Below are 12,575 nucleotides of genomic sequence, written 5' to 3'. Positions count from 1 at the left end.
CTCTTACTCACTAATCAAGTGCAGAAACAAACTGTTTAGCTATTTTAGTAACACTATCATAGCCTTCTGTGGCTACTTTACTAGATAATGCTGAGCCAACACCAACCGCAACTGCTCCTGCTTTTCTCCATTCAACTACATTTGAAACAGAGACGCCACCTGATGGCATTAAATCAACATCTGGAATAGGACCATGAATATCTTTGATAAAACCTGGACCCACAACTCCACCTGGAAAAAGCTTTATAATCTGACATTTATACTTTCTAGCTACCACGATTTCTGTTGCCGTTGCACAGCCTGGGAAATAATAAACCTTGTTTTCATTAGCTAAATTAGCAATATCTGAATCAAAGTGTGGGCTAACCAAAAATTTAGCTCCAGCATCAATAGCCTCTTTAGCAAGTTCAGTTGTCATGACCGTTCCGGCCCCCACAATAATTTCTTTATTATTTTTAAAGTCATCTGATAATTGTTTGATGACTTTGCTTGCTTCAGGAGTCGAAAAAGTTACTTCAATATTCCGAATACCACCCAAAATAGCATGCTTTGCGATTTCGAGCGCATCCTCAGATGATTTCCCTCGAATAACAGCAAAGAAATAGTTGTTTTTCAATTGATTTAACATAATACCTCCCAAAATGTAACCGTTATCTTTAACTATATTATATAAGTCATCTGATGAATTGTCAAGAAGAATACTAAAAAAATAGCTATTCAAGAATAGCTATTTTTCTTCTTATATTAAGCTTTCAACGCTGAACGTCTAACACTCATGATATGCATAAGCATAGCATCATGTGCAGCTACTGGATTTTTTTCTCGGATTGCTTTGATAATTTCTCTATGTGCTTCTAAACTATCCGACTTCATCTGACGATTTGTATAATTCGCATTTATCAGATGAATTGACTGGTTGATGACTGGCAAAAGGCTATCCATTGCAATATTACCACTGTATTTAGCTAGCATGGAATGAAATTCCACGTCTAAAAGTAAATGTTTCGGATCGCCTGCGTGAACAGCATCTTCAATATCTCCAACAAGCTTTTCGAGTAATTGTAACTGATCATCTGTAATTCTATAAGCTACCAGCTCTGCTATTCGAGGTTCCAATAAAAGGCGTAGTTCAAAGAGATCTGATGTCAACCTATCTGTGTCCTTTATTAGAGAGAACCCTAATGGATCCTCAGAAACACCCTTTTTAGAACTAATATATGTTCCAGAGCCCTGTCTGACTTCTAAAATATTACGCGTTGCTAAACTTCTGACTGCTTCTCGGATTGTGCTGCGACCAACATCTAGATCTTCTGCTAATTCATATTCATTGGGGAGCTTAGCACCAACAGGGTATTCTCTTTCTAAAATTAAATGCAATAGACGATCTGCTGTTTGTTCTACTAAGGGTCTAGCCATATCATCACCTCTTCTAAAATAACTACCCCTATTTTACACTATTTTTTTTATTATGGTAATGAGGAATAGTCATCCAGCGTTTTTTAAATTCTTTGACGACTTGTTTCGGCTGGCGATTCCTTGAAAAGAGACCTTTGTGATTCCCCTGTACACGAAGTATCATCAGATTAGTTTCAAAGTCTGCAAAATTCCAGACTTGCTCACCAACTAAATTAGGAATACCATCAAAAACACGATGACTCATTTCATAAAAATCACATTGAAATTCTTCTGTATATGGAATATTCCAAGTAGAATGTAATCCCGGTAACGTATCAGCGCCATACTCCGTTATGATAATTGGTTTGTCAGGAAATTTATCTTGCCATTCTAATAACTCTTTTCTTATACCTACTTCTGCATTTGTTAAATCACCGTGGTCAACGTACCAACCATAGTAACGATTAAGGCAGACAACATCAACCAGGTCCATCACTTGGTCTCTATCTGGGGTTGCCATTAAAATATTAACCAAGGTGACAGGACGTTTTTGAGGGTCTAAATCTTTATAAAGTTTTACTAATGGCTCAAAATAATCATGTGCTCCCGCTTCATGACTAGCCGGTTCGTTAGCGACTACCCACATCACGACGCTAGGATGATTTTTATCACGCTTCACTAATTCTTGGATAGCTTGTTCATGCGCCGCTTTTGTTTGCATCAAATTCCACGTACCATTATCTTTTGGTGACAAATCTAAGGAAGCGTTAAAATTTTGAAATAACCCTACTGCTGGAACCTCATCTATCACTAACACTCCCATTCGATCTGCTAAACGCATCATTTCTTCAGAATAAGGATAATGGGATGTTCTAAAAGAGTTTGCCCCCATATCCTTCAAAAGATTCAAATCCATTAAGTTAGCAGCTTCATTCAAACCTCTGCCATTAATGAACGTATCTTCATGTTTACCAAATCCTTTAAAATAAATAGGTTTGCGATTCAATAGGAATTGACCATTTGTCACTTCTATTTCTCTAAGACCAAAATTTTCCTCATAGACATCTTGGAGTTGATTATCAACAAAAATTTCAACACGCGCTGTGTACAGATAGGCATTTAAAACTTCCCAAAGATGGACATCACTAAGAAATAATCTGCTATCCTTCGTTTCACCCACTAGTTTGTTATCTTCATCAAAAACGCTAATTCTAACTTCGTCAACCTTTTGATTAGTCTCCACTAAAAAATGTAAATCTGCTGACTGTAAATCATCTGATAGACGACTTGTAATTGTAATATCAAAAATATGATTTTTAGGACGTATCATCAACTTAAGAGGACGATGCACACCTGCATAATTGAAGAAATCAAAATTCTCACGTACTTTCTTCTTAATGCTACCATCTTCTTGAATGATTTCACTATAATTTCCGACCGGAAGCGTGGTATAGTCTAAAACGTTATTAGCACAAATTGATACCTTAATTTTCTCATTATTATACTTACATTCAGGAACAAGAACTTCAAAAGGAGTAAAACCTCCCTTATGCTCTCCTACCAATACACCGTCAACATAAATTTTAGCTTGATGTGTCACTGAGCCAAAACGCAGCACCATCTCTTCATCCTCTGATACTTTAGGTACTTCAATGACTTTTTCATACCAAAAATCACCTATATAATCACGTTTTTCTTTACTTACCATCAAATCATTAAATGAAGTCGGGATAACCATGACTTCATCTGAAGGTAGTAATTCATTTGGATTATGTTCTCCTAATTTAAAGTTCCAAATACCGCCTAAATCATAAGTATTTCTTGTTTTTGTCAATAATGGATATAACATACACTCTCCTTTTACACTATCGTTTAATATCATTTGTTTCTTTTTCAATGAGGTAAGCAATATCATCTCGTGTCATGATATTGATATCTCCTTGAATGGTATGTTTGTATTTAAATGTAGCCATAGCTATTTCTAAGGCCCTTTGAGGAGTTTCTTTTTCCAGAAGCGCATGAATTAAACCTGCAGCAAAGGCATCTCCTGTCCCCACACGATCTAATACTTCAACGCCAGTTTTATCAGTTTGATATAACATATTATTATGATACAAATATGATTTTAACATATACTGATTAGTATATTCCATTTCCCTTTGAGTAAAGGCAATATAGTCTAACCCATATTCTTGGACAATCTTTTGGGTTATCTTTTCAAGTAATTCAATATCAAGGTAAGGTCTGGATAAGCCCAACTCATCTTTTAAATCTTCACTTTCGCCAGCTAAATAAATCGGCTCTAAGCCAAAGCAAACATCTAATAATCCTAATAGTGGCGATAATTGCTCACGTGCCTCTTGAAAAGATGACCATAAACTCTCACGAAAATTGAGATCAATCGATACTTTTACACCTCCTTCTTTAGCTTTTGTCATAAGGAACCGAGTCACCTCATATAAGTCCTTGGTTAGTGCTGGAGTAATTCCAGAAACATGAAACCAATCCACTCCCTTAAAAATAGAAGTAAAATCATAATCACTCAAGGTACTTTCCCAAAAAGATGAATAGTTACGATCGTAGATAACCTTATTTGTTCTTACCGAAAATCCTTGTTCATAGTAATAAATTCCTAGTCGTCCTTCTTTTTTAATTATAGCAGCTGGACTAATTTGCTGTGACAATATAAATTGACTTGCCATCTTGCCCAAATCATTATCAGGCAAAGCTGAGACCAATCCTACATGGTAACCTAGTTGAGCAAGGCTTGCTAAGACATTAAGTTCTGAACCACCGAATTGGCATTTTAGGTGATTAGCCTGCATCAGTGTGTGATATTGAGGTGGAGATAATCGCAAAAGAACCTCACCTAATGAAATAATTTTTGCCATAAGAATCCTCCAATGGTAGCTCTTATTTAACAAAATAGCTGCTCTATTGAAGAGCAGCTAAACTTTTTAATCTTTATCAATAGGATATTTTGTTACATCAACATAATCCATATCTGTCAAAGGAACATTACGAGCAATATCTTTAGCACGTTCCTTAGTAGTTGCTGCTTTCATAACTTGAATCTTCTCTTGAATACGAACCATTTCTTCTTTATCTAGTTTGTAAAATTTCATTAAAAGAAGAGCTATAGACAAAGTTATAAATGGAATGGCCACAAGGATACTAATAGCTGCCATTTTTAAATCAGGGGGCAGTGGTGTTTCGATAGTTGGAAATGATTTTGAAAATCCAATTCCTGCTAACACAAAACCTACTACCATAGGAGCAAATGAAGAAGCAATCGAATCTGTTAAGGAGAAGATAGTTCCAATCATTCCTGATACATAACGACCGGATTCAGAAGTTTCATAGTCAGAAATATCTGCTCCCATAGTCAATACTAAACTAGCAGGTGCTTGTGAAGCGTATCTCGCAATAATATTAGTAACGATAAATAAAATAGTATAAAGATTTAGGCTTGTTAAACTAAGGTCACCAGGCTTACCAACGTAAAGAACTGCACCAAAAGCAAGTAAACCAATCATACCGATCTGAATTGCTCTGACATATGAAAAACGAAGACCTTTTTTACGAGCAATTGTTGAGAACAAAATATTAATAATAACACCAGGAACAATGAAAAGAAGTGAGAATTGTCCTGATAAAGCATAATTACCAAATAAAATACCAAACAATAGCACCATAACAACGGAATCGCCAAAGAATTGGATGGCAAATTTTACCAAAGCTGCAGCAATGGATAATATCTGAAGCGGTTTATTTCCTTTCAACACCTTCCAGTAATCTTTTAGAGCAGTCTTTTGGGTATTCTCTCCTAAACCAAAGAATTCTTTTCTGTCTTTTGCCCAAATCCCAATAATTGCAACGATTGCTAAAATAGCTGAAATAAGAATTGTTCCAAAAATAAGGACATTGAAGAATTGAGGTGTAAAATTACCAAATTTTGGTACTAAGAAAACTGAAACGACAAACTGACCGCCTGTCATTAATGATGTTGTCATAACTGCATCAACGATATTAAAAATAGGACGTTGCTTAGGGTCATTTGTCAGTGCTGTTTGCCCTGCTTTAGTTATTGTCTGTTGCATTGAGTATCCAATTTTATGGATAATTAGAACAAGGATAAATAATGGGAAACGAATATTTTCATCGACACCTCTCAATGCAAGAAGAAAAATCAATGACAAAGCCGTAATAACGTTCCCAATAATCAAAATAGGACGATACTTACCAAATTTTGTATCAGTTTTATCAATCATAATACCAATAGCTGGATCAATAAAACCATCAAAAATACGGATATAACCCATAATTTGACTGACAAAAATGGCTGCCGAGCCAAGAACGCCAGTTGAGAAATAGGTAACAAACATAAACGTAAATAAGTATATATTTGTAGAAGCATTGTTCATGGCAAACATAACTAACTGCCATACTTTCGCTCGGTTATAAGATACAACTTCTTCACGTTGTTCCATATCCATTGTTTTCTCCATGAGAGAACCCTCCTTGTATTTTGTAAACGCTTTTATGATTAAATAATACTATTCATCTGATGTTTTTTTTCAATATTTTTATAAAAAATATCTTTTTTTATTATAAAAAAGACTTTCAAGCTATAAATACATAAGATGTTTTTTTGCTTTAAAGGTCATAATCATCATATGTTTTGTTACCCCACAAAAAAAGATGCCTAAGCATCTTTTAGTTGACTTTCGTAGTAGTTGTTCCCGTTTCAATCACTTCTACACAAGCATTTAAGGCACCCTCTACTAGATTTTTGACCGCTTCATCTGTATAATAAGCCGCATGAGGAGTGTATATTACTTTCGGATGGTTAATCAGTCTTAGGAAATCCTTGTCTGAAATGTCTTGACCTTGACAATTTTTAGGTATATATGGCCCCTCAAATTCATAAGTATCAATACCAGCTCCCTCCAAAAGCCCTTGATCTAAAGCCTCAAGAAGATCTTTGGTTTCCACCAATGCTCCACGTGCCATATTCATTAAAATAGCACCTTTTTTAAACTGTTTAAACATATCTAAATTAAATAGATGCGTATTTTCAGCAGTTGGTGGCATATGTAAGGACACAAGATCAGCTTCTTCAACAGCTTCTTCTACCGAATTGACATACTCAAGGATACCATCTGCCATTGGATTATGGTAAATATCATAACCAATAACACGACATCCGAACCCTTTAAAAATTTTAGCAGTCGCTAGACCAATGCGACCAGTTCCTATTATAGCCACAGTCATGTTACCTAGGACTCGTCCTCGAATTGGCAAGGTCCATGAAAAATTCTGTTCACGAACATTAGCTCTAATAAGCTCAACTTTTCGAATAAGGTTAAGAGCGATTGTCACTGTAAATTCTGCAATAGACTCCGGTGAGTAACTTGGCACATTGCTAATGATAATACCATGTTGCTTAGCTAACTCAAGATTATACATATCAACACCAGCACTGCGCTGAGCGATTTGCTTAATTCCCATTTCTTTGAGAAGAGGATAAATAGCATCATCTAAAGGCTCAATCTGTGCATTAGCAATCCCATCAAAACCTTCTACCTCATTAACAGTTTCCAATGTCAAAGGTCCTTCACTCATAGAAAGTTCCACATGATTTCGGTTTGCCCAATCTTGTGCTAATGTTGCTTCTTCTTCTCTAACATTAAATACTTTGAGTTTCATCACTAATATCTCCTTAAATATCTAATTTATAGTCCATTGGATCAATAATTTTAAGTACTTTTATAAAGAGGTAATTAAAAATAAAATTCAATATAATTGGTGCAGCAACAAATATTATAATTATCAATAACATATTCATAACTGACCATCCACCTTTTGCTAAATTAAGAGCATTAATCGGTCCAATCAAACCACTGATACCAAAACCTGCACTAGCTGGTGTTCCTTGAATATTAAAGAGAGCTCCGAGAATTCCTAGTATTGCTGCTGAAGATATCATAGGTAGCATAATCTTCGGTTTTGCTAATACATTAGCCATCGAAATCTTAGGAGACCCTAAAACATGCGCTAAGGCTGTCCCCTTAGAATTGACTGACCACCCAGCCATACAAAGCCCAAAACTAGCAGCACAGATACCTAAATTAGCAGCACCAGAACCAATTCCGGACAAACTAATTGCCAAAGCAATCCCAACTGTTGTGATTGGAGATACGATCAAGAAACAGAAAATCATCGCAATTAAAATTGACATCAAAACAGGTTGTAAACCAAGTAATGAAGCAATCCCTTGTCCAATCATGGTGGTAATCATTTTGACATAAGGTAATAACACATGACCTACTCCTCCAACTAGTAAGAGTGTTACTGTTGGAATGACAATCAAAGTGAATGATTTCGTCTTGTCAGATAAAAATTGGATCAAAAGGACACCTAAGGCAGCAGTAATTCCCATGTTAATGATATCGCCTGTTCCTTTTAGCATAATAGCGCCTTTAAGGAAGGTTGCAGCTCCACCTGCAAACATAACCGCTAATCCTAGTGATGCTGATTGAATGGGATTAAATTTAAAATTGAGACCAACCATAATACCAATAACAAGCCCCATCATACTTGTTGCAACTGCTGTTGCAGCGATTAAAGTTGCAAAGCCGCTCCACATTGGCAGTAAAGCTTTCATTAATTCTCCAAGGATTGCTCCTGGTATCAAGACAATAACAGTCCCTAAAGCTAAACCATTTAATACGTTCATTATAAACGATTTAGTTGTTTGTTTTTCGACAACATCCGACATAAGATGCCTCCTACTAATAATGATTGTTTGTGATTTCACTAACTATATTAACTATATCATAGCTATTTGCAAAAGGAAAATTGGAAAAAATTATATAAGTATAGCTTTTACTAATATTATTGTGGAAATAATCATAAAGGTCAGATTGATAGACTTGTGCTATACTATTACTAAGAAAAAAGGACAGATATTATGGATATTAGACAACTTACTTACTTTATTGCTGTTGCAGAAGCAAAAAATTATTCACGCGCTGCAAAAAGTCTTTTTGTGACCCAACCTACACTTTCACAATCCATTAAAAAATTAGAAGCAGAATTAAATACTATTTTATTCTTACAAAATGGTCGTCAACTCGCTTTAACTGAAGCAGGAGAAATTCTCTATGAGAAAGGACAATTGTTGATGACTAATGTTAATCAAATGGTTACGGAGATCCAGCAATTAAATCAAGAAAAAAAGGAAGGTGTCCGTGTAGGGCTTACTTCTCTTTTTGCTATTCAATTTATGAAACAGATTTCAACTTTTATGGCTACACATTCAAATGTTGAAGTATCTTTGATTCAAGATGGTTCCCGTAAATTACAAGAATTGTTAGCAAAAGGAAAGATCGATATTGGCTTATTGTCCTTTCCAAGTACCCGCAATGATATCACTATCGAACCACTGCAAACCTCAACTAAAGGATATAAAGTAAGCATTGTCATGCCAAAATCGCATCCTCTTGCAACACTTCCTGAAATTGAACTTAATGATTTAAGAGATTATAAAGTTGCCTCACTCAACGAACATTATATGCTAGGAGAGATGTTGCCTCGTAAATGTCGTGCTTTAGGATTTGACCCCCATATCGTCTTTAAACACAATGACTGGGAAGTTCTTATTCATAGTTTACAAGACCTCAATGCAGTCACTATTTTACCAAGTGAATTTGAAAGCATTAGCCAAGTTCAAGATTTATGCTGGGTCCCACTTAAGGATAAAAATAATTTTTATCCGATTGGTATTGCTTACCGAAATGATACTTCTTTTAGTCCTATGATTGAAGAATTTTTAAGTCTTTTAAAGACCAATTAATAGCAGTTAAACCAAAAAGTTTTAAACTTTTTGGTTTTATTTATTTTCCAAATGACAAAGAAAATCATAAACTTTTTGATTCCACTCATAAAGTGTTTCGTTACAGTAATCTAAATAATAAACCCTGTGTTTCAAGTCATTGGGCACAAGGCTTTGATAATCTTCTTGATAATGTTTTGGGATAACACATGCAACTAAATGTTCTGCTAAAGAAAGCTGATTTTTAATTTTAGCAGGATGATAACCATCAAAAATAGAATCAGGATGATTGATGATATCTTGATAAGTAAAATGAAAACTGACCCCTGGCTTAAAACCTACTGTTAACTCCTGTTCAGATGGTGCTTTGCCTAACAATCTTTCCATTACTAAACGATAACCAGAATTGGTATTTGACCAGTTCAACATCACATAGTCAAAGTAATCTTTAGGGTCTCCAGCAGCATTCCTCTTATCTTTTACCAGTACTTCAGCAGGCTTATTAAAGGCTTTAACTGCTGATAAGATTTTACCTTCTTTAAAAATTAGTTTTGCAGTTTCAATCGTACATGTATGGCTTAAAAAATCAGAAGTTAAACTAATACCATCCTCATTAAAAGTAGCTGCCGCTTCTCTATATTTGGGAATATAGGGAAAAGTAAAACTATTGTATTTTAAAAAATGAACAATTTTTGCGAGGAGATGTTTATCGTCACATTGTATCTCAGTTTTTCTTTTATATTGTTTCTCGTAAGCTATGAAAGCTCCTATCCTTTCCAATTCAAACGCCTTAATTCGAGGATAATCCAGCAAAGCTAATTGGTAAACACCTCCCCATTGTAAACTATATGCTGCACGACAAATTTTTAAAATCATTTCTTCCTCCTTTTGATAATCCCTACAACAATTTCTATTAAATAGTAGCATTTAAACGTAATCGACTCAATAACTTGGTCAATTTTCGATCAAAAATAAGATTAAGATACCAAAAAAGCCTGGACTATACTTACCAGACTAACATACTGTTTATTAAAATGAATCAATCTTTTGTTACTACTAATTGCTTACGATTATTAAAGAAAATTTTATAAGCCAAATAAGTAGCTACAAAAGAAGCTATCGAAGTCGTTGCTAATAGCATAAACGTCACCATCATTTGGTATTTAACCGCTTGGATAGGTGAAGTTCCAGCAAGAATTAACCCTGTCATCATTCCTGGCAAAGATACAATCCCAAGTGTTTTAGCTGAATCAATTGTAGGTACCATACCAGTTTTGATAACATCACGAATAATATCAATCGAAGCTGGCAAAATATCTGCTCCTAAAGCTAATTTTGTCTCCACTTCCTCTTGTTTACTTCTAAATTCGGACAATAATTGTTTATAGCACAAACCGATTGCTACCATAGAATTACTAATAATCATACCACCTACAGGAATCATTTGATTCGGAACAAATTTTAAAATTCCTGAAAAAATCAAGACAGATAAAGTGATTATAGTCCCTGACCCAATAGCTATAAATGAAATAACAAACCCTTTATTAATCCCTTTACCACGCTTAGCTGCGTTATAAGAAGCATTAATAATCATGAATAGCATTAAAAGAGCTGTGAAAATAGGATTTTGATAACCAAATATATAGTCTAGCAAAAAACCCACTGCTAATAATTGAATCACTGCTCGGATAGCGCTAATAATCACTTCTTTTTCTAGGTTTAACTTTTGCCAGTAAGAAAAAAATAAAGTAATCAAAACTAATGACGATGCCATTAGTAATGACATTAAAGAAATAGAATTTGCACCGCTCATTTTATAACCTCCATTGCTTCAATACTACCATTGACAACTTTTAAGACTTTATTGGCAAATCGACGACTCTGTTCCTCATCATGCGTAATCCACAAAATCGTTATTCCTTTGTCATGTAATGATTTAATAACCTTTTCAACAATAGCTTTATTATGATTGTCTAAAGCCGAAGTAACTTCATCTAAGAGTAAAACTTTAGGTTCAAACAATAATTGCCTAATCAGAGCAATACGTTGCTTTTCTCCTCCTGATAGTTTTTTGACATCCTGTTTCAGGTAAGACTGGTCCATTTCAAAACGTTGAAATAAATCATCAACGCGTCTATAATCTACTTTTTCGTGTCGAATGTGGTAAGGAAAACTAATATTGTCTTCCACTGTATTACCAAATAAATGTGGCGTTTGAAAACAGTAAGAAATCATTTTTCGACTTTCAATCGGTTCTAATTGGTTCAAATCTTTTCCATCAAAGAAAATATGACCTGCAGTAGGACTCATTAAACCACTGGCTAATTTTAATACAGTACTCTTACCACTTCCAGATGGCCCTACAATAGAAACAAAATCACCTTCATCAATTGCAAAGTTGATATCATTTAAAACCAACTTATCATCCGTTTTAAAATCAACGTGTTTAAAGGTTAAATAGGACATTGTTAAGCTCCTTTATTTCTTATTTATAATCATTATAATTAAGTCTAACATAAAAATCAAAAAAAAGCTCTTTAGAATAATTCTAAATTAATAAGTAAACTTATTTTACCTCTTATTAAAAATTTTCTGATAAAATAGGCTTTGTAAGAGGCCTTATAAACAAGATAGTTATCATCCAAGTCTCTGCACTTTAGTTGATCAATAAAGGAGACTCCTATGTTTTTAATCGATTTTATTTTACATATTGATACTCATATCTATGCTATGGCTAACACTGTTGGTAATTGGACCTATCTATTGCTCTTCCTCGTTATTTTCGTTGAAACTGGGGCTGTCATCTTTCCATTTTTACCAGGTGATAGTTTATTATTTGCTGCTGGAGCCCTTGCTGCAAATCCAAAAATGTCCTTCAATATTGTAACTTTTCTTATTATTTTCTTTATTGCAGCATTTATTGGTGATAGTTGCAACTTCTTGATTGGTCGTACATTTGGTTACCGTTTTATCAAACATCCTTTCTTTCGTCGTTTCATTAAAGAAAAAAATATCCGAGATGCTGAGCTTTATTTTGAGAAAAAAGGTACTGCTGCCATCATTTTAGGGCGCTATATCCCTATTATCAGAACCTTTGTTCCTTTTGTAGCAAGTATTAGTCAGCTCCCTCCAAAAGTATTTATCAAACGCGCCTTCATTGCAGCATTATCTTGGTCAGTTATTGCAACAGGTTCTGGTTTTCTCTTTGGTAATATTCCTTTTGTGAAGCAGCACTTCTCGCTTATTATCTTGGGAATTGTATTTGTTACCTTAATTCCTGTCCTTATTTCTGGTGTCAAATCATATCGGAACACTAAGTAATGTATCCAAAAATTTCTATTTA

At 34.6% G+C, this 12,575-nt stretch carries 12 protein-coding genes; 2 read left to right on the top strand and 10 right to left on the bottom strand.

Annotated elements, in window-relative coordinates; translation table 11 throughout:
- Positions 1-10 precede the first annotated feature (10 nt).
- From A6J68_RS05100 to A6J68_RS05065, 7 genes are all read right to left on the bottom strand, one after another.
- Positions 11-664 (bottom strand): bifunctional 4-hydroxy-2-oxoglutarate aldolase/2-dehydro-3-deoxy-phosphogluconate aldolase, encoded by a 654-nt coding sequence (locus tag A6J68_RS05100; protein WP_370657098.1) that lies wholly within the window; start codon positions 662-664, stop codon positions 11-13.
- Between the two features lie 80 nt (positions 665-744).
- Complete coding sequence (locus A6J68_RS05090; RefSeq protein WP_000113632.1) at positions 745-1,416, bottom strand: FadR/GntR family transcriptional regulator; 672 nt, start codon at positions 1,414-1,416, stop codon at positions 745-747.
- Between the two features lie 28 nt (positions 1,417-1,444).
- Entirely contained in the window at positions 1,445-3,244 is a 1,800-nt protein-coding gene (gene uidA / locus A6J68_RS05085; protein ID WP_000966715.1) for a beta-glucuronidase, read from the bottom strand.
- Positions 3,245-3,260: 16 nt separating this feature from the next.
- Positions 3,261-4,286 (bottom strand): sugar kinase, encoded by a 1,026-nt coding sequence (locus tag A6J68_RS05080; RefSeq protein WP_001062640.1) that lies wholly within the window; start codon positions 4,284-4,286, stop codon positions 3,261-3,263.
- A gap of 66 nt (positions 4,287-4,352) precedes the next feature.
- Positions 4,353-5,903: an MFS transporter gene (locus tag A6J68_RS05075; RefSeq protein ID WP_070469325.1), complete on the bottom strand. Its 1,551-nt coding sequence runs from the start codon at positions 5,901-5,903 to the stop codon at positions 4,353-4,355.
- 208 nt (positions 5,904-6,111) lie between these two features.
- Positions 6,112-7,104: a D-lactate dehydrogenase gene (locus A6J68_RS05070; RefSeq protein WP_000770070.1), complete on the bottom strand. Its 993-nt coding sequence runs from the start codon at positions 7,102-7,104 to the stop codon at positions 6,112-6,114.
- A gap of 13 nt (positions 7,105-7,117) precedes the next feature.
- A complete protein-coding gene (locus A6J68_RS05065; RefSeq protein ID WP_001286427.1) occupies positions 7,118-8,176 on the bottom strand; it encodes a PTS transporter subunit IIC in 1,059 nt (352 codons plus the stop codon).
- A gap of 192 nt (positions 8,177-8,368) precedes the next feature.
- On the opposite strand from A6J68_RS05065, the gene A6J68_RS05060 reads away from it, so the two are divergent.
- Entirely contained in the window at positions 8,369-9,253 is an 885-nt protein-coding gene (locus tag A6J68_RS05060; RefSeq protein WP_000354843.1) for a LysR family transcriptional regulator, read from the top strand.
- Between the two features lie 36 nt (positions 9,254-9,289).
- Here the strand turns inward: A6J68_RS05060 and A6J68_RS05055 are convergent, their stop codons facing one another.
- The 3 genes from A6J68_RS05055 to A6J68_RS05045 form a co-directional block, all read right to left on the bottom strand.
- Positions 9,290-10,108 carry a hypothetical protein gene (locus tag A6J68_RS05055; RefSeq protein WP_000601007.1) on the bottom strand — a complete coding sequence of 273 codons (819 nt, stop codon included), beginning with the start codon at positions 10,106-10,108 and terminating at the stop codon, positions 9,290-9,292.
- A gap of 163 nt (positions 10,109-10,271) precedes the next feature.
- Positions 10,272-11,045 (bottom strand): ABC transporter permease, encoded by a 774-nt coding sequence (locus A6J68_RS05050; RefSeq protein WP_000011926.1) that lies wholly within the window; start codon positions 11,043-11,045, stop codon positions 10,272-10,274.
- Positions 11,042-11,698 (bottom strand): ATP-binding cassette domain-containing protein, encoded by a 657-nt coding sequence (locus A6J68_RS05045; protein ID WP_000121094.1) that lies wholly within the window; start codon positions 11,696-11,698, stop codon positions 11,042-11,044. Before A6J68_RS05045 ends, A6J68_RS05050 begins: the two co-directional genes overlap by 4 nt.
- A 216-nt stretch (positions 11,699-11,914) precedes the next feature.
- On the opposite strand from A6J68_RS05045, the gene A6J68_RS05040 reads away from it, so the two are divergent.
- Positions 11,915-12,553: a VTT domain-containing protein gene (locus A6J68_RS05040; protein ID WP_000478531.1), complete on the top strand. Its 639-nt coding sequence runs from the start codon at positions 11,915-11,917 to the stop codon at positions 12,551-12,553.
- Positions 12,554-12,575: the final 22 nt, after the last annotated feature.

This window comes from Streptococcus sp. 'group B', from assembly GCF_002073795.1.
GTDB lineage: Bacteria > Bacillota > Bacilli > Lactobacillales > Streptococcaceae > Streptococcus > Streptococcus agalactiae.
The sequence above is the reverse complement of the archived record's forward strand: the minus strand, read 5'-3'. Positions and strand labels throughout refer to the sequence as shown.